Below are 17509 nucleotides of genomic sequence, written 5' to 3' on the forward strand. Positions count from 1 at the left end.
AAAACTTCCATTACAGTTTACTGTGCAGCTTCTTGTGAAGCGTCTTGGGTCTCGCGCATCGACACCACGACCTTGATTGCATCATCTACGCGGTCGCGCGCATAACGCAGCGCAGTTGGAAGATCCTGCAAGGGGAAGGTGTGGGTGTGTACATGCCGGGCATCGAAGCGCTTTTCGGCCATGAAGGCCATCGCACGGTGAGTGGCAGACCTGCCTTCCCCGCGAATGCCATAGAGATAGATGTTGTTCACCGCCAAGGCGCCCAGGTCGAAGGAAACCGGCTCTTTCGGGAACGCGGCAAGACAAATCCGGCCACCTCGATTGGTCATGTGCACTGACTGGTTCGCGGTGATTTCGGTTCCCGCGCAATCGACAACGTAGTCGGCGCCCTTGCCGGTCAGTTCCTTGACCCGTGCAACGACGTCTTCGGAGCGTGCGTCGATAGTGTAGTCGGCTCCGAGCTTGCGCCCGATCTCGTTTCGATTGGCGCGTGTGCCGACAAGGATGACAGGCGAGGCGCCAAGAGCCTTCGCCACGGCAACCGCCAGCAATCCGATCGGACCTGGGCCGATCACGACGACGCTTTCTCCGGCAACAAGGCCGCCAAGCTCTGTCAGGCCATACATCGAGGTGCCTGCGGTGACGACGAGCGTGGCCTCTTCGTCAGACATCTCGTCAGGCACGCGGATCATCGTGTTGATGTTGTTGATTGCGTATTCGGCAAAGCCGCCATTGGTTGTGAAGCCATTGGCGCGGTGGCCCTTGTTGTTCTCACCGTAATTCAGGCCGTAGTTGTGACAGGAGGTATACATTCCCATCCGGCAGCGTTTGCATTGTCCGCAACCTGCGTGAATTTCTACAGTGACGCGATCGCCAATCTTGAACTCGTCCACGCCTGGGCCTAGCGCTGCAACCGTGCCCATATATTCGTGACCCGGCGTGAATTGCTTGTTGAAGGGGGCTCCGCCCTCAATCAACGCGGGCGTTCCATACTTTAGGATTTCAAGGTCGGTCGCGCAGATAGCCACGGCATCAATGCGCACCAGAGCCTCAGCTTTCCCTGGAACAGGCAAAGGCTTGTTGATGAGAGACAGCTCTTCAGGATCTCCAAGTACCCATGCCTTCATTTCGCAGGGCAAAGGCATGTCCTGTGACGTTTTCACGTTCTGCCAGTCGGCGGTTTTGGTCGGCATTGTTTCCGGAAGCCCCTATGTCTCGCTGGCGCTTAGTTTGGTGCACCAATTTATCTATTATTTTCTATTCTATGCATGATACGAAGAAAGTTCAATTTGTATAGTTATTTTAGCGCGATTTTATGCGAAAAAATTGATTGAAGGACCTTTGTCTTAATCGAAATTATTGGTCAAATGGTCAACCAATCTCGAAGTGGGTGTCATTTTCCGGATTGGAAGACTGAAGCCTGCTGTCTGGTCTTTAGCGCTCTATGGAAACTTGTCGGTTGTGAATTTGCTCGGCGGCTTGCAAATTCTTGAAGGTTGCGAGTTGCCGGATATTGATTTTCCGAAAATCAGTCGAAACTGAGCGGTGCGAGCTCCGTTCCCCCAAAGGATGGGAGGCTGTTGAGCATGTCGTCGACGGTGTTGTCGTCAAGCTGGACCACCTCACGTTCGAAAACGGTAATAATCTCGGGAAACCGGGCGACGAGAACAAGCAATAGTAGGTGGATCGCGATGAAGGGAATGACCCCGCGATAGATCGTTGCCGTGCTTATGGCTTGAATAGACGCACCGGTGATTTTGTCGATGTATGGCTTGGCTGGCGCGACTGATTTCAGGAAGAAAAGCGAAAACCCGAAAGGCGGTGACATGAAACTGGTCTGCAAATTGATGCCAATCAGGATGCCAAACCAGACCAGATCAATCCCGAGCGCCTGTGCCGGGATGATGAGGAGTGGCAGCAAAATGAATGCGATCTCGTAGAAATCCAGGACGAAACCCAGCACGAAAATGAGCGCGCTTACGAAAATCAGGAAGCCGGTCGTGCCACCTGGCAGCCCGAGCAGCAGTTCCTCGATCCAGATGTGGCCGTCCACTCCGTAGAACGTCAGCGAAAACACACGTGCGCCGATGAGAATGAATAGAACGAAAGTGGATAATTCAGCGGTGTTTTGAACCGTATCCTTCAGTTTCTGCCAGGTCAGTTTCCTGGTTAGAAGCGCGAGAACGAGGGTACCTACCGCGCCCATTGCGCCGCCCTCGGTTGGTGTGGCCAGGCCAATCAGAATGGTGCCGAGCACCAGGAAAATCAGGGCGAGGGGAGGGACGAGTACCAGGATCACGTTTTCGGTCAGTTTGGAGACCAGATTTATGGCCGTAAAACGATTGACCAGTGCAATTGCGACAGAAAAGACGACGCCGATTGCGCCAGCCGTTACCATCGCCGTTTCCTCTTGTTCTGCGGGCATCAGCTTCATTACGGCAACGATCAATGCTGCCGCCATGAGTAAAACTGCAACAAGGGACGTGGTGCCGACCTGGTCACCACGCGCGGAAACCGGCAGTGCCGGCGTTGTCTTTGGGCTCACGATCGAAAGAATAAAAATATAAAGAGCGAACATGGCTATCAGAAGCAGCCCCGGTGCGAGCGCTGCTCGGTACATTTGCCCAACTGACACGCCGAGCTGGTCTGCCATGATGATCAGGACCAACGAGGGAGGTATGATTTGAGCCAATGTACCCGAAGCTATGATGACGCCTGTGGCGGTTTGCTGGCCATAGCCGTAGCGCTGCATAATCGGGAGGGAGATAAGGCCCATGGAAATGACGCTTGCAGCGACGATTCCTGTAGTTGCAGCAAGCAATGCGCCGACAAAAATCACCGCGAATGCTAGTCCGCCCCGCCACGGGCCAAACAACTGGCCAATCGTGTTCAACAGATCCTCGGCCAATCCGGTGCGCTCAAGCAACAGTCCCATGAAGGTAAAGAACGGAATAGCCAGCAGCGTCTCGTTCGACATTGTCCCGTAGACGCGGTCCGGAATGGCTTGCAGGAAATTCGATTGAAACAGGTCAAGCTCGATGCCGACCAGACCGAACAATAGCCCTACTGCCCCTAGCGAGAAGGCAATTGGATAGCCAGACAAGAGCCCAACGATCAGGGCGCAAAACATGATCGGTGCAAGGTTGTGAATGGCCCAGGCTTTGAAATCGGGATCAACGGTTAGTCCCTTGACCAGACTGGCGATCAGGACAAGAGCCAGAAGTAGGGACGCGATGGCAAGAGCGTGCTTGGAGAAGAACGATTTTCCGTTGGTGTTCCTGGATGTGTCGCGTTCAGGTGCAGCTGAGCGATTGGAGTGGTCATTCAAACCCTTGAGTTCGTTCCAGCACTTGATGATTTGCGACGAGGTCTGGAGCAGCAGGAGCGCGAAGCCAAGCGGGACCAGGACTTTGGCAGGCCAGAGAATCAATCCGCCGGGGTTGATCGAGTATTCTCCGGTCGAAAAGGAGGTTGCAGCAAACGGAATGCCGTTGAGTAGCATCAATCCGCATAGAGGAATCAGGAAGAGCACATGGCCGACGAGGTCGATCCGCAGACGGTTGCGTTTGGAGAGCGTCCTGAAAATCAGGTCAATACGAACATGACGGTCGCTTGCCATCACTTTCGCAGCTGATAGCAAAAATGCGGCTCCGAATAGATACCACTGTACCTCGAGCCAGCCATTTGAAGAGATTGAAAACAGCTTGCGGACGATCGCGTTGCTGGCGGCAATCAGAATCGCCAGAAGGATCAGCCAGGCGACCTGTCGGCCAATCCATGCCGTGAAGGCGTCAGTGTTTTTGCTGAGCAACATCAACCCTGCACGTCCGCGTTGCTGAGACATAATGGCTCCGTAATGCGTTGGCGCAGCAGCCAGTCTATTGGCCGCTGCGCCTTTAAGATTGAGGGGGGACTATTACTTGCGGGACGTCGAGATGTTTATCGTGTCCATGCTGTATTCCGCGACCTGCCACCAGAGGTTCTCTTCCTTGCGGAAATCCAGCATGGATCCGGAAATCTCCTTGAAGGTCGCGTTATCGGCGCTGATCTCGTCATAGACTTCCACCGCGACGTCGTAGCAGCGGTCAAGGATCTCTTTTGAGAAGGGCCGCAATTTTGCGCCTGCGGCAATCAGCCGACGTAGCGCTGCCGGATTGAGCGCGTCGTAGGACGCGAGAACGTCGGTGTTGACCGCTTGGCTGGCGACGCGCAGAGCCTCCTGGTAGCTCTTTGGAAGCTGATTCCACTCTTCAAGATTGATGAAGGCATGGAAGGCCAGACCAGATTCCCACCAGCCGGGGTAGTAGTAGTAGGGAGCGACTTCAACGAACCCCAGTTTTTCGTCATCATAGGGGCCGATCCACTCGGCCGCGTCGATCGTACCGCGTTCCAGTGCGGGGTAGATGTCGGCCGGAGCGAGTGTCTGCGAAACGGCGCCGACGCGGTTTAGAATTTGGCCTCCGAGGCCAGACATGCGGATCTTGATGCCCTGGAGGTCTTCAACCGTCTTGACCTCCTTGCGCCACCAGCCGCCCATCTGACAGCCTGAATTGCCGACCGGGAATGCGACAAGCCCGTTCTTCTCATAGAAGGGATCGAGAAGCTCGTTGCCTCCGCCATGATAGAACCAGGCATTCTGCTGCCGGGCGTTGAGGCCAAACGGCAAGCCGGTTCCAAGCGCCCAGGTCGGGTCGGCGCCCATTTTGTAGGCCGAGATGGTGTGCCCCATCTGAATGGTGTTGTTTATCACGCCGTCTATTGTCTGAAGACCGGGCACGATTTCGCCGCCGGAGAAGACCTTTAGTTCAAAATTGCCATCCGTGAGGTCACTAACGTACTTGGACAGAGTTTCCGCGCCACCGAAAATAGTGGTCAGCGAGCGTGGGTAGCTGGATTGCAGTCTCCAGCTGACCTTTGGGTTCGACTGTGCAAGGGCAGGGGTCGCCAGTGCTGTTCCGGCAATAGCGCCGGTCGCGGCGCCTGAGATGAATTTGCGTCTATCCATGTTGTTTTTCTCCTCCTGGTTTTAATTTTGCTTCGTTTTTTAGATTTTTGCTTTTTTAAATATTTGAGATTCTGATTTTTATTTTGAATGTGTTTTCTGCGCCGGATTTAGTGCAGTCGATGGGGCTGCGGCAGAGTTTCTTTTCTGGTGGGCTTCTGCCTCTATCACCTATGTTTTCATAAAATTGGTGCACCAAATATATCACGCAAAAATTATCTTAAACCAATCACGTCGTATGGCTACACAAAAATGATATCGCGTGACGAAAAGCATTTAACAAACAGAAGATTTGTAGTAAATGACTGTCTGGTTAATAGGTGGATATGCTTGTTTTAGGGCGCTTAATGGTGCACCAATTTGATGCGCTGCGTGTAAATCTCCAGTCAAATAGACGGATTGGAATGGACTGGTGGTTGCCAGTGACACGGCAGGGCGTTCTCGCAGGCTAAATCCTCAATTCAAGAAGTCAGGGTCAAATAGATGATCGATCTTTACACATGGACCACACCGAATGGCCGGAAGGTTTCAATTTTGCTGGAAGAGTTGGGTGTCGACTATACGGCTCACCCAATCGACATCTCCAAGGGCGAGCAGTTCGACCCGGAATTCCTGAAAATCGCACCTAACAATCGTATTCCTGCGATTGTGGATCAGGATACGGGAATGCAGCTGATGGAGACGGGTGCCATCATGCTGTACCTGGCAAAGAAGCATGACCGCTTCCAGGTTGAGGGTGATGAGTATTGGCGCATGGTCGAATGGCTGATGTGGCAAATGGGTGGCTTGGGTCCGATGCTGGGCCAGGTGCATCATTTCGTGAAATACAATCAGGGCAAATCGGCCTATTCGGAAGAGCGGTATTCGACCGAAGCGCATCGCCTCTACAAGGTTTTGAATACGCGGCTGGAAGGTCGTGACTACGTCGTCGGCGAAGGACGCGGTGTCTATACAATCGCAGACATGTCCATGTGGCCCTGGGTTTCTCGGTTTGATTGGCAGCAGGTGGACTTGAACGCCTATCCGAACGTCCGTGATTGGTATGTCCGCATTGCGGAGCGTCCCGCAGTTCAGCGCGGTTACCAGGTCCCCAAGTACGTCAGTGATGTTCCAATGCCGTGAACCTGTGCGCTTTTCCAAGCGCCTGACTGGCCGAGCAGCTGAATAAATCAATCATTAGAGGCAGAGCGGGTTTGAACCCGAGGGAGGAACCTAATGAGCGACGTAGAGTCCCATTTTCCGACAGAAGTTTACATTGGCCTTCTGGGAAGAACCATTGAAATACACTGGAACTACCACGCCATCTTGATGTTCTCCATCTGGATGGTGCTGGTGCCAATTTGCATCATCATCATTCGATTTGGAAAACCAAAGCCGACCGAATTTGGCGTGCGTACCAAGATCGGGATCCTGAACAAGAGCTGGTGGTGGTTCAACACCCATAAATACGGTCTGTTTTTCGCGATTTTCATGTCATTGGGCGGGGTTGCGGTCGCGCTTATTGCCAGCGGCGGCTTCAGCGGGTCGGTCCATTCCCTGTTTGGTGCCATGACAGTGTTTATGGGCTGCCTTCAGGTGATCTCGGCGCTCCTGCGCGGCACTCATGGGGGCAAATACTACTACACGGGGAAACCTGATGATCCCGAGTCCTGGAAGGGTGATCACTACGATCACACCCCGCGCCGGAGGAAATTCGAGGCCTACCACAAGACGTCTGGGTACTTCACGGTTTTCTTTGCGTTTGGCGCAGTTGGTTCCGGGCTAATGCAGTACTCCATGCCGATCCTGACCGGGTTGATGTTTGTCATTCCTCTGGTGTTTCTCGCAACGTGGATTCGGCTCGAGTTCCTCGGACGTCAGTATGACGGATATCGCGCAGTACATGGTTATGGGCTTGAGCATCCGTTCAACAAGGAACGTGAGTTCCTGTGATGTGATTGGCGGCGCGATCCGCAAGACGACCATCACGTTCCATTCTCTCAATCAAGTCTGTGCTGCATGGGCGCTCTCTGGAGCGGACGGCACACTCGATTGGGTCAAAGTTTGAAGTCATAGAAGGGAAAACACTATGGCAGACGTTGTGATTAGTGAATTCATGGACCGGCCAACGGCTGACGGCCTGATTTCAGAATATGACGTGCATTGGGATCCGGACCTCTGGAGCAATCGCGAGCAGCTCTTTGCGCAAGCCGCCGATGCGCGGGCTATCATTGTTCGCAATGCGACCCAGGTGAATGTCGAATTCCTGGATGCGGCCCCGAAACTGGAAATTGTCGCGCGAATGGGTGTGGGGTTGGACAATATTGACCTGGACGCATGCAAAGCGCGTGGTGTCGAGGTTTGTCCTTCAATAGGAGCCAACGCAGCCTCGGTGGCTGAATACGTGATCGCCACGGCGATGATCTTGCTGCGCGGACCTGCATATTTTGCAACGCCTGATGTCGTCTCGGGGACATGGGATCGTCCCAAATTTGCGAGTGGTGTTGAACTCGGCGGTCGCACGATGGGCGTGGTGGGTTTCGGGTCCATCGGTCAGGTCGTCGGAGGCAAGGCGCGTGCAATGGGCATGGACGTCATTGCATATGATGCGGTGATGCCAGATGACTCTCCCGCGTGGGAGCAGGCGCGCCGCGTCGACCTTGATACGTTGATCGCAGAGGCTGACGTTATATCGTTGCATTGTCCATTGTTGCCCCAGACCCGAGACCTGATCGGTGCGGAGCAGTTCGCCCGCATGAAAAACAGTGCGGTTTTGATCAACTCTGCGCGTGGCGGGATTGTAAATGAAGCAGCCTGCGCAGCTGCCCTTCGGTCCGGAGCACTTGCAGGTGCTGCACTGGATACGCTCGACGTTGAGCCGATCAATGAGACGGCTTGCGCGCTCTTTTCCGGCATCGATAATCTGATCCTCACGCCACACATTGCCGGCGTGACGCAAGAATCCAATCGTCGGATCGCCGAGGTTGCAGTTGCCAATGTGAGGCGCGTTCTCAAGGCCCCCAGATAGATTGCTTCGTTGAGCCAGGACATCCAGCGTTGCCTGGTCAAGATTCGGGAATGACCTTTCCGATCTGACAAGAGCGAGAACATAGACCCAAGGAGACTGAAATATGGCCAGTCAAGATCTACCGAAGCCCGACTATGCCAAGAACATGAAACTGATCGGCTATTCAGATCAGGGAGGTCGCCCCGACGGCGTTCAGTTGATGGTCAACAAGGGGTTTGCCATCACCGGTCACATGTTCTCCAAGGGCTTTAGCGTTATCGACGTTCGCGACCCCCGGAATCCAAAGCCGGTCAATTATGTGCCGGCGCCAAAGAACACCTGGAATATTCATCTCCAGACCCACGGTGACCTGTTGCTTGTGATCAACGCAAAGGACATGTTTGCCTCGGCGGAGTTCCAGGATGAAAAGCAGTACTATAAGGGTGCTTTGGGCAAAAAGGTGGGCACGGCGGATGCCTCTTCGGCGCCACCACGTGACTGGACAGCCGGTCTTGCTGTCTATGATATTTCCAACCCTGCAGAGCCGCGAAAGATCTCCTTCATGCCGGTTGAGGGTGGGGGTATTCATCGCCTTTGGTATGTCGGTGGACGTTGGGCCTATGCTTCGGTTCTGCTCGATGGCTTCACTGACTACATCTTCATGACGATCGACATGGCCGATCCAAGCAATCCAAAAGAGGCCGGTCGCTACTGGATTCCCGGTATGCATGCAGCCGGTGGTGAGACGCTCTCTGACGCATCACAACGCGGCGGCTTGCATCATCCAATTGTCCACGGTGATACAGCTTATTGTGCCTGGCGCGATGCAGGGTTGGTGGTTCTCGACATCGCGGATCGATCTGCCCCAAGCCTCATCACCCACAGAAACTGGTCTCCTCCCTATGGTGGGGGAACACACAACGCCCTGCCGCTGCCGGATCGCGATCTGTTGGTGGTCGCGGATGAGGCCGTGCTGGACAATTGCGAAGACGGTATCAAGTACATCTGGATGTTCGATATCCGGGACAAGTCGAACCCGATTAGCATCTCGACTTTCCCGACGCCCGATGAAGCTGATTATGTCGCCAAGGGAGCCCATTTCGGCCCGCATAATATCTATGAGAACAGGCCTGACGGGCTGATCAGTTCCGACACGATCTTCTCGACCTACCAGAATGCTGGAATCCGTGTCACGGACATCAGCAATGCCTATCGTCCTGAGGAGGTTGCAGCTTTTGTTCCGCCAGCGCCCAATCGCTTGATGGACAAGCGTCCGAACAGACCGCAGGTCATTCAATCATGTGATGTCTGGGTTTCCGCTGAAGGTCTCGTTTACAGCAATGACTACAATGGCGGGCTTTACATCCTAGAATACAACAACTGACCATTCATTGGCGCAGATGGAACCAAGGCATTTGAGTTCAACAAGACTACGTGGAGCGAAGAAATGACTGTCTGCGTCATTGGATTGGGCATAATGGGAGGCGCTTACGCGCGAAACCTGCTGGGAGCAGGCGAAGCCGTTATTGGTGTCGATCCGCTTGAGGCTGCGCGACAGTCTGTGCCAGGGGCTCAGACCTACGCTGAACCTGGAGCATGGATTTCCTCCTGTGACCTGATCGTCTTGTCACTGGTTTCTCCGGTCGTTCTGGAGAGCGTCGCTGACGCGCTTTGTGCGTTCGTCAAACCAGGGCAGGTCATTGTCGAAACAGGGACGTTTGCTCTTGCTGACAAGCGAAAGGCTCAGGACATTCTGGCACGCGTCGGCGCTGTGTTGTTGGATTGCCCGGTCAGTGGAACTGGTACCCAGGCGGCATCCGGTGACTTGGTCATGATGGTTTCGGGACCAACGAGAGAGGTTTCTATTGCGCGTCCAATCTTGGAGAAATTCACGAGGCTGATTATTGAAGCCGGTGAGTTCGGCAACGGTACCAAATTGAAATTCGTCGCCAATCACGCGGTGGCACTTCACAATGTGGCTGCTGCCGAAACTCTAAATTACGCTGACCGTCTGAACCTGGACCGGGACACGGTTTTTGAAATGTTGAGTCGTGGTGCTGGTCAATCGCGCATGTCTGATTTGCGTATGCCGCTTATGATGTCGGGTGGCTACGAACCACCAAGCGCCAATATGAAAATGTTTGAAAAAGACCTGTCTGCCATCGGCGAAGATATTGCGGAGAAGGGCGTGCAAGCTCCACTGTTTGATGCCGCACGGGCACTCTATGAAACCGCCTTCGAGGCCCTGCCGCCAACGGTTGATACCGCTGCGGTGTTTGAGGTCTACCGAAAGAACCTGGGTCACTAGACTGCTGAACTGGTCGCTGTTCACGCTGTGGCGCAGGTTGTGAAATCAATTGAGATTCAGGCGAATGCGCTAGATTCCGAGCTTGTCACGGACCCGGTAGACCAGAACGGATGGCGCCAGGAACCAAGGATTGCCTGAATACAGGGGCTGCGTTGGATTTGGAATGCGCTCAAAAGCCGAGGGCGTTTTTTCTCGTCCCGCAGCCTTCTGGCCCATGCGAAAGCCCAGGTAGCTCGCCATTCCAACGCCTGAGCCGCAATAGCCCATTGAATGAAAAAGCCCTTTGTCTTCTCCGCAGTGCATCAGCGCGTCAAAGGTGTAGCCGACGTAGCCCATCCAGGAATAGCTTATCCTTGCTGAAGCCAGTTCGGGGAACAGGGCCACCATGTCCCGGTGCAATTTGACCGCGCTCTTTCTGGGATCGGTTTCGCTCAGCGATACGCGTCCCCCAAAGATCACGCGCTTTCGGTCCGGCGAAAGCCGGAAATAATAGACCAGCTTGCGCGTGTCGGAGAGAATCCGGTCTGTCGGGAACAGCTTGTCGATCAGCTCGGCGGGCAATTCCTCCGTCGCTATCACATAAGAGCCAATAGGGATTATACGGCGTTGGTGATGGCTCGAGAGTGGTCCGGTGTAGCCACTGGTGCCCAGAATGACTTTTCCTGCGCGGACTGGTCCATCCTGCGTGTGGACGAGAAATCCGGTGGTTGTGCGCTCCAGGGATGTCACCTTGCAGTGGCTTTTGATCAGGGCACCAGCCGATACGACGCGCTCAAGCAGCGCCGGATGGTACTTGCCGACATCGATGCTGCAGTGACGGGGCAGGACCATGCCACCATAATAGGCATCCGTCCCCAGCTCGCTCTGCATCTCGGCTTTGGACACCATGAATGCATCGGTTTTCCAGACGGGATGTCCGGACGCGCAATCTCTGGCCAATGCGTCATAAAGGTGTGCCTTGTGGGCTGCGTGGAAGCGTCCGACTTCCTTGAACTCGCAGTCAAGGGCCTCGTCCTGAGCAAGGCGATGCATGTAGTCGAGCGATGCTTGCCCTTCGCGCAGGATGTCGGTTGCAACCGTTTCGCCATAGCGGCGTGCAAGGGTGTTGAAGCTCGGCTTGATGCTTGTGGAGACCTGTCCGCCGTTTCGCGTGCTGCAGCCCCAGCCAGCAGCTTCTGCATCGATCACAAGCGTCGACAGGCCTTCGCGGGCGGTTTGAAGCGCCGCATTCAGACCTGTGTAGCCCGCGCCGATAATCACCACATCGGCTTCTTTCGGCAGCTCTATTGGCAGCGTTTGGGCGCGCGGGGTTGAATGCCACCAATAGGGCTCAGGCGTGAAGTCATCGGCGAACAGCTGAACAGATGTCACTTTGATCTCCGCTATGCCGTCTTGTGGTCTTCAAGGATGATGGCAGCTGCTTTTTCGCCGACCATGATCGCAGGGGCGTTGGTGTTGCCGGACGTGACCGTTGGAAAGATCGACGTGTCCGCGACCCGCAGCCCGTCAACGCCATAGACGCGCAGCCGGGCATCGACGACATTCTCATCGGGGTTGGGGCCCATCCGGCAGGTGCTGACTGGATGAAACACTGTTGAACACCTCGCGCGCGCATCCTGCAGCATATCGTCTTCACCCTGGACAGAAGGACCTGGTGCGATTTCTTCGTCGATGACGGCCTGCATCGCCGGGCTTTCCGCAATCTTGCGCAGGATCCTGCAAGCTTCGACCATCTCGTTTCGGTCATGCTCGGTGCTGAGGGAATTGGGGTGGATCAGCGGTGCGGCCATCGGATCTGACGATCGAAGAGCGATATGCCCCCGACTGGTCGGTCTCGTCGGCTGCATGCCGAGCAGGAAGCCAGGAAATGGATCCGGGTTCATGAGCGGCCGTTGCCCCGCCGGAGCCTTTGTGTAGCTCACCGGGGAAAAATAGAGCTGCACATTGGGGCGAGAAGGGCTCGTGTCGGTCTTGACGAAGCCACCCGCCTGATTGACGCCGAGAGACAAGGGGCCGCGCCGCGTCAGAACATAGCGAATGCCCTGGTAGAGCTTGCCCCACCAGGGGTGGAGCTGGGTGTTCAGCGTGGGAACCTTTGAGCGATAGAGGTAGTCAACGCCAAGATGGTCTTGAAGGTTTTTTCCAACGGCTGGGCGATGCACGGCGACCTCAACGCCGGACGCCTTAAGCTCAGCGCCGTCGCCGATGCCTGATAGCATCAGAAGTTGCGGAGAATTGACGGCCCCCGCGCTGACGATCACCTCCTTGCGTGCCGTGACGGTTTTCTCTTTACCACCTTGTCGATAAGCCACGCCGACGGCTTTCTGGCCCTCCAGAACAATCCGGCTGGCATGAGCCTTTGTTTGGATGTCCAGATTGGAACGCTTTCGAGCCCGGCCGAGATAGGCGCGTGCAGTCGACATGCGGAAACCACCTTTGGCGGTGTTTTGATAAAGACCAACCCCTTCCTGGTCAGGGCCATTGAAGTCCGGATTGTAGGTATAACCAGCTTCCTGAGCGCCTTTCAGAAACACGTCGCAAAGGGGATGAAGGTCGCGCTTCATCGTCGAGACATATTGAGGTCCGGACCCGCCGCGATAATCGCTTTCGCCCTGGTCATTGGTCTCCATTTTTTTGAAATAGGGCAGGACATCCGCGAACCCCCAACCTGGATTGCCCTCGGCTTCCCAATCGTCGAAATCGGCGTGTTGTCCGCGAATATAGACCATGGCGTTGATCGAACTGGATCCGCCCAGAACCTTGCCACGCGGCCAGTAACCAGAGCGATTGTTCAGCTCGGGATCGGGTTCGGTGGTGTACTTCCAGTTGATCGGAGCGCTGTAGAACGCCTTGCCATAGCCAATCGGCATCCAAATCCAGAAATTCAGATCCGAACCGCCCGCCTCAAGAAGGCACACTGTGTATTTGCCGTTTTCAGACAAGCGATCTGCCAGCACGGCTCCGGCTGAACCAGCGCCTACGACAACAAAATCATACTCGGTCATGGCTGGTTTACCGCACCGACTTGTCACGTTGAATGAAGATCGAAACCAGAGCCAGAAGGCCGGAACCGACCATGAGGAAGAACGAAACGGCATTCAACACAGGTGTCGAACCGACCTTGGCCATCCGGTCATACATCGTGATGGTGAGCGGCGCTTCCGAGCCGACCAGGAACAGAGTGGTGTTGAAGTTTTCAAAGGACACAAGGAAGGCCACAATGCCTGAGGCGATCATTGCCGGGCGCAGAAAGGGCAGGGTGATGGTTCTCAGTACCCGTGCGCGGTTTGCGCCAAGGTTCAGCGCAGCTTCTTCCATGCTGTCATCGAATTTCTTCAAGCGCGCGGTGATCACCAGCGAGGTAATCGTGGTGATGAAGGAAAACTGCCCAAGCACAACCAGAAAGATCCCCGGGCGCAAGAAGTCCAGTTCCATGTCAAAGCTGTTCTCGAAATAGTTGGCTGTGTCGCTCGCCAACACAAGGATCGAGATGCCCAGGATAACACCAGGAATAACAAGCGGAATGACCATCACAATGTAGAGCGCATTTTTGCCGGGGAAATCACCGCGAACAAACAAAAACGCATTGGTGGTTCCAACCAGAACAGACAGGGAGGCGACAAAGCAAGCTATGACAAAGGAATAGTACATCCCGCGCAACAAGCGGCGATCATGAAACATGCCGAGTTTCGGCTCGGTGTCGTTGAAGAACCAGTCGAGCGTGAAACCTTGCCACGGCAGGGCGGGAAACAGGCTGTCGTTAAAGGCAAATGCACCTGCAGCAATGAGAGGCGCTGCCAGGAAAATGAAGAACGCCGCGACGTATATCCGGTAGCCCCAGAGAAAGGGAGATGGGTTGCTTTGAAGCAGCATATTCGGTCTCCTCAGCTCTTGGCGACGGTGTTGGCGAGTGTCTGTCCGCTGAGCTTCAGGCCCAACCAGATAACGAGCGACGTGAAGGCCAGGAGCAGGAAGCCAAAGGCTGCGCCGGACTCCCAGTTGAACCGGGTGATGAACTGGTCATAGATCTGTTCGGTGAACCAGCTGGAGTTCTTGCCGCCCAGGAGAATGGGTGTCAGATAGGATCCTGCTGTCAGCATGAAGACGACAATGCAGCCCGAGACGATCCCTGGCATTGCGTAAGGAACGATGATCCGGCGGAGTACCGTAAAGCCGTTGCCGCCCAGATTGTATCCGGCCTCAATCATGGAATTGTCCATACCATCGAGTGTCGATACCAGAGGCACGATCATGAACAGGATGACGGTGTAGACTAGGCCGACGACAACCGTGGCATCATTGTAGAGGAACTCAATCGGACCATCGATCGCGCCGGACCATTGCAGGAACGTTGAAATGACGCCGGTTTCGCGCAGCAGCAGTATCCAGCCAAAGGCGCGGATCAGATCGCTGACCCACAGTGGGATCAGACATAGCAGAAACAGTGCGCCGCGGGTTCTGAAGCCGGCAACCTTGGCTATGTAGTAGGCGATCGGAAAACCGATCAGCAAAGCGAGCGCCGTGACCAGCAACGCCATGGAACCGGTTCGCAGGAGCGTGTTCCAGTAGATAGGCTCCATCGCGAAATCGATGTAGTTGCCAAAGCCGAATTCATAGACCCTTGGCGCAACTTTTTCGCGCAGGGACAGAATGACCATGCCGATATGCGGAAGCAGGATCAGCAACAGGATCCAGAGCGCGAAGGGAGCGAACAGGAGCAGCAGGGTGAGGCGTTTGATATCTTTTTGTTGCATCACGATGCCTCATGATGTGCAAAGCATGTAGCCTGCTCAGAAGACCATGCAAGGCGAACATCTTCGCCTGGTGCCAGGTCGCCGCTTCCCGTCAAGGTGACGTCTGCCTCGATAAGTTGTCCGGTCGAGCCGCGGACAAGCACCCGGCTGTTCGCCCCGTTGAAAAGCAGGCTGTCGACAACGCCATTGATCGAAGTTTCATGCGCTTCAACCGGGGCTTCCCGGTCTGCGCCGCGCAGGGTGCGAATGAATTCGGGACGAACGAAGATATCTACGGTTTCACCCTCTGAGATCCGGCTTTGGCCGTTTGCGGTGAACTTGATAGGCAGGCCCTGGTCCGTTTCAGCCATCCCGCCGGTGGCGTCACTGCTTTTGACGCGCCCGGTCCAGCGATTGCTGTCGCCGACGAAGCCGGCAACAAAGGCCGTGTTTGGGCGATGGTAGAGTTCCTGGGGCGCCCCGACCTGTTCGAAGTTGCCCTTGTTCATCACTGCGACATGATCGGACATGACCAAGGCTTCGGATTGGTCATGGGTGATGTAAATGAACGTGGTGTTGAACTGATGCTGCAGGAGCTTTAGCTCGATTTTCATGGCCTCGCGCAGCTTGAGATCAAGAGCGCCGAGTGGTTCGTCAAGCAGCAGAACATCCGGGTCAAGCACCATGCAGCGAGCAATCGCGATACGCTGTTTCTGCCCTCCCGAAAGTTGGTGAATTTCACGATCGGCGACATCGGGCAGAGCGATACGCTCAAGCACATCATGGACCTTCCGCTTGATTTCATCCTTGTCGTTGCCGTTACAACGCAATCCGTAGGCAATGTTCTCATAGACATTCATCATCGGGAAAAGCGCCAGATGCTGAAAGACCATCTTCACATTGCGCTTGTTGGGCGGCGTTCCGAGAACCGACTTGCCCTTGATTTTTATGTCCCCGCCCGTTGGCTCCTCAAATCCGGCAATCATTCTCATCAAGGTTGTCTTGCCGCAGCCCGATGGACCCAGAATGGAAAAGAAAGACCCGCTTGGAATGGTGAAAGACACATCATTTACGGCGCGAACCTTTCCGAACGACTTGGCGATGTTGTTGCATTCAAGGTCAAAAGTCGGATTGGGTGTCATGAGCGTGCCAGTTGCGGATTGAGAATTGAAGGAAGGTATTCGGATCTCTGGTTCAGCTTAAGCCCCTGATCAAGGTGAGGGGCGAGCGTTCGGCGGATCCTGTGTGCTTAAGAAGAAGTTTGATAGGGCGCTGCGAAGCGCCCTATCGTTTTCGTCAGCTGCTGGATCAAATTAGCCGCCGGTGGCTGCCTTGATCTTTTCCAGGGTCTTGCCTTCCATGTCCTCAACTCCGGGAGGGATGTTGGCAAAGAACTTGAGGTTGCTGATGTCGGCATCGGTGAAGGCGGCGCTGACAGCGACCTTCTTCTCAGGTGGCAGTAGATCCTTGGCGCCTTTGACGGATGCCATCGATCCAGTGCTGCTGGACATGATGGTGACGTTTTCAGGCCGCAGAACAAAATTGATCCACTTGTAGGCCGCATCATCGGCCTTGCCCTTGCGAGGTAGCGTGAAGGTGTCGATCCAGGCCAGTGCACCGGTCTCAGGCGGAACAAAAACTATGTTTTCGTTTTGACCAAACAGCTTGTACGCAGTGGAGTCCCAGGTCTCTGATGCAACGATTTCGCCGGAAAGCATCATGGCCGACAGATCGTCGCCGCCTTTCCAATAGGCTTTGATGTTGCCTTTGCACTCGATCAGCTTGTCCGCGACCTTGTCGAGAATCTCCTGATACTTGTCCAGATCAGCATAGGCGGCGAAGGGATCTTCACCCATTGCGAAGGCAGTGCCAAGCAAGATGGTGCGCTTCAAGCGCATTGATGTCTTGCCCTTGTATTTTGGATCGCAGAGATCGCCCCAACCCTTGAAGTCAGGCGCCATCTCCTTGTTGGCCATAAGGCCGGAGGTGCCCCACTGGTGCGGGACCGAATAGACTTCACCCTCGATGGTCGTATTCGCCTTGACGCCTTCCAGCAGCGAAGGTTCCATCACGCTGGTGTCGATCTTGGACAGATCCATCGGCTTGTAGATGTCATATTCGAGCTGCGCCGCATAAATACGGTCATGGCTCGGTTGGGCCAGATCGAAGCCAGCTCCACCTGTGGCGCGTAGCTTGGCAATCATTTCCTCGTTGTTCGAGAAGGTGACCTCGACGTCGATGTCGGGATACTCTTTTTCGAATTTCTGAACGAGTTCTTCTGGCGCATAGGAGCCCCAGGTCAGAAGACGTAGTGTCTCTGCTTGAGCGGAGCTGGCCCCGGTGAGCATGGTCGCGGCGAGCAAGGCGGCGACGGTTGGGTTCAAACGCATTTAGTATCTCCCTTTCAGCAGTCATAACAATTGCAGTCGGCAGCGATGGGGAAAATACTAATGTTGAATTGGTCTGTATAAATATATCCA

At 54.9% G+C, this 17509-nt stretch carries 14 protein-coding genes; 5 read left to right on the plus strand and 9 right to left on the minus strand.

Annotated elements, in window-relative coordinates; translation table 11 throughout:
• Nucleotides 1-17: 17 nt before the first annotated feature.
• From ABJZ52_RS19295 to ABJZ52_RS19305, 3 genes are all read right to left on the minus strand, one after another.
• Nucleotides 18-1193: a zinc-binding dehydrogenase gene (locus ABJZ52_RS19295; protein ID WP_348187854.1), complete on the minus strand. Its 1176-nt coding sequence runs from the start codon at nt 1191-1193 to the stop codon at nt 18-20.
• 335 nt (nt 1194-1528) lie between these two features.
• The gene (locus ABJZ52_RS19300; protein ID WP_348187856.1) at nt 1529-3844 is read right to left on the minus strand and encodes a TRAP transporter large permease subunit; all 2316 of its coding nucleotides are present in this window, start codon (nt 3842-3844) and stop codon (nt 1529-1531) included.
• A 72-nt stretch (nt 3845-3916) separates the two neighbouring features.
• Nucleotides 3917-5005 carry a TRAP transporter substrate-binding protein gene (locus tag ABJZ52_RS19305; protein ID WP_348200067.1) on the minus strand — a complete coding sequence of 363 codons (1089 nt, stop codon included), beginning with the start codon at nt 5003-5005 and terminating at the stop codon, nt 3917-3919.
• 480 nt (nt 5006-5485) lie between these two features.
• On the opposite strand from ABJZ52_RS19305, the gene ABJZ52_RS19310 reads away from it, so the two are divergent.
• The 5 genes from ABJZ52_RS19310 (at nt 5486) to ABJZ52_RS19330 (ending at nt 10296) form a co-directional block, all read left to right on the plus strand.
• Nucleotides 5486-6124, plus strand: a complete 639-nt coding sequence (locus tag ABJZ52_RS19310; RefSeq protein WP_348189901.1) for a glutathione S-transferase N-terminal domain-containing protein — start codon at nt 5486-5488, stop codon at nt 6122-6124.
• A gap of 93 nt (nt 6125-6217) precedes the next feature.
• Nucleotides 6218-6934, plus strand: a complete 717-nt coding sequence (locus ABJZ52_RS19315) for a cytochrome b561 domain-containing protein (protein ID WP_348189899.1) — start codon at nt 6218-6220, stop codon at nt 6932-6934.
• Between the two features lie 136 nt (nt 6935-7070).
• Nucleotides 7071-8009 carry a hydroxyacid dehydrogenase gene (locus ABJZ52_RS19320; RefSeq protein ID WP_348189897.1) on the plus strand — a complete coding sequence of 313 codons (939 nt, stop codon included), beginning with the start codon at nt 7071-7073 and terminating at the stop codon, nt 8007-8009.
• Nucleotides 8010-8112: 103 nt separating this feature from the next.
• On the plus strand, nt 8113-9372 hold the full coding sequence (locus ABJZ52_RS19325) for a hypothetical protein (protein WP_348189895.1): 1260 nt from the start codon (nt 8113-8115) through the stop codon (nt 9370-9372).
• Nucleotides 9373-9435: 63 nt separating this feature from the next.
• Entirely contained in the window at nt 9436-10296 is an 861-nt protein-coding gene (locus ABJZ52_RS19330) for an NAD(P)-dependent oxidoreductase (RefSeq protein ID WP_348189893.1), read from the plus strand.
• A 69-nt stretch (nt 10297-10365) separates the two neighbouring features.
• Here ABJZ52_RS19330 and ABJZ52_RS19335 read toward each other — a convergent pair whose 3' ends face one another.
• The 6 genes from ABJZ52_RS19335 to ABJZ52_RS19360 all read right to left on the minus strand — a co-directional run bounded on the left by ABJZ52_RS19335 (nt 10366) and on the right by ABJZ52_RS19360 (nt 17419).
• Nucleotides 10366-11667: an FAD-binding oxidoreductase gene (locus ABJZ52_RS19335; RefSeq protein ID WP_348189891.1), complete on the minus strand. Its 1302-nt coding sequence runs from the start codon at nt 11665-11667 to the stop codon at nt 10366-10368.
• An 11-nt stretch (nt 11668-11678) separates the two neighbouring features.
• Nucleotides 11679-13301 carry a choline dehydrogenase gene (locus ABJZ52_RS19340; RefSeq protein WP_348189889.1) on the minus strand — a complete coding sequence of 541 codons (1623 nt, stop codon included), beginning with the start codon at nt 13299-13301 and terminating at the stop codon, nt 11679-11681.
• Between the two features lie 7 nt (nt 13302-13308).
• A complete protein-coding gene (locus ABJZ52_RS19345; protein ID WP_348189887.1) occupies nt 13309-14169 on the minus strand; it encodes an ABC transporter permease in 861 nt (286 codons plus the stop codon).
• An 11-nt stretch (nt 14170-14180) separates the two neighbouring features.
• Nucleotides 14181-15050, minus strand: a complete 870-nt coding sequence (locus tag ABJZ52_RS19350) for an ABC transporter permease (protein WP_153769017.1) — start codon at nt 15048-15050, stop codon at nt 14181-14183.
• On the minus strand, nt 15050-16171 hold the full coding sequence (locus tag ABJZ52_RS19355) for an ABC transporter ATP-binding protein (protein WP_348189884.1): 1122 nt from the start codon (nt 16169-16171) through the stop codon (nt 15050-15052). Before ABJZ52_RS19355 ends, ABJZ52_RS19350 begins: the two co-directional genes overlap by 1 nt.
• Before the next feature lie 171 nt (nt 16172-16342).
• The gene (locus ABJZ52_RS19360) at nt 16343-17419 is read right to left on the minus strand and encodes an extracellular solute-binding protein (protein WP_153769019.1); all 1077 of its coding nucleotides are present in this window, start codon (nt 17417-17419) and stop codon (nt 16343-16345) included.
• Nucleotides 17420-17509 lie beyond the last annotated feature (90 nt).

The sequence above is a fragment of the Roseibium sp. genome, from assembly GCF_039982295.1.
Classification (GTDB): Bacteria; Pseudomonadota; Alphaproteobacteria; order Rhizobiales; family Stappiaceae; genus Roseibium.

Bases quoted from the DNA above. Each gene is read 5' to 3' on its own strand.
- ABJZ52_RS19330 (WP_348189893.1), top strand. From the start codon at position 9,436: ATGACTGTCTGCGTCATTGGATTGGGCATAATGGGAGGCGCTTACGCG.
- ABJZ52_RS19355 (WP_348189884.1), bottom strand. From the start codon at position 16,171: ATGACACCCAATCCGACTTTTGACCTTGAATGCAACAACATCGCCAAG.
- ABJZ52_RS19310 (WP_348189901.1), top strand. From the start codon at position 5,486: ATGATCGATCTTTACACATGGACCACACCGAATGGCCGGAAGGTTTCA.
- ABJZ52_RS19340 (WP_348189889.1), bottom strand. From the start codon at position 13,301: ATGACCGAGTATGATTTTGTTGTCGTAGGCGCTGGTTCAGCCGGAGCC.
- ABJZ52_RS19295 (WP_348187854.1), bottom strand. From the start codon at position 1,193: ATGCCGACCAAAACCGCCGACTGGCAGAACGTGAAAACGTCACAGGAC.
- ABJZ52_RS19300 (WP_348187856.1), bottom strand. From the start codon at position 3,844: ATGTCTCAGCAACGCGGACGTGCAGGGTTGATGTTGCTCAGCAAAAAC.
- ABJZ52_RS19315 (WP_348189899.1), top strand. From the start codon at position 6,218: ATGAGCGACGTAGAGTCCCATTTTCCGACAGAAGTTTACATTGGCCTT.
- ABJZ52_RS19320 (WP_348189897.1), top strand. From the start codon at position 7,071: ATGGCAGACGTTGTGATTAGTGAATTCATGGACCGGCCAACGGCTGAC.
- ABJZ52_RS19325 (WP_348189895.1), top strand. From the start codon at position 8,113: ATGGCCAGTCAAGATCTACCGAAGCCCGACTATGCCAAGAACATGAAA.
- ABJZ52_RS19305 (WP_348200067.1), bottom strand. From the start codon at position 5,005: ATGGATAGACGCAAATTCATCTCAGGCGCCGCGACCGGCGCTATTGCC.
- ABJZ52_RS19360 (WP_153769019.1), bottom strand. From the start codon at position 17,419: ATGCGTTTGAACCCAACCGTCGCCGCCTTGCTCGCCGCGACCATGCTC.
- ABJZ52_RS19345 (WP_348189887.1), bottom strand. From the start codon at position 14,169: ATGCTGCTTCAAAGCAACCCATCTCCCTTTCTCTGGGGCTACCGGATA.
- ABJZ52_RS19350 (WP_153769017.1), bottom strand. From the start codon at position 15,050: ATGCAACAAAAAGATATCAAACGCCTCACCCTGCTGCTCCTGTTCGCT.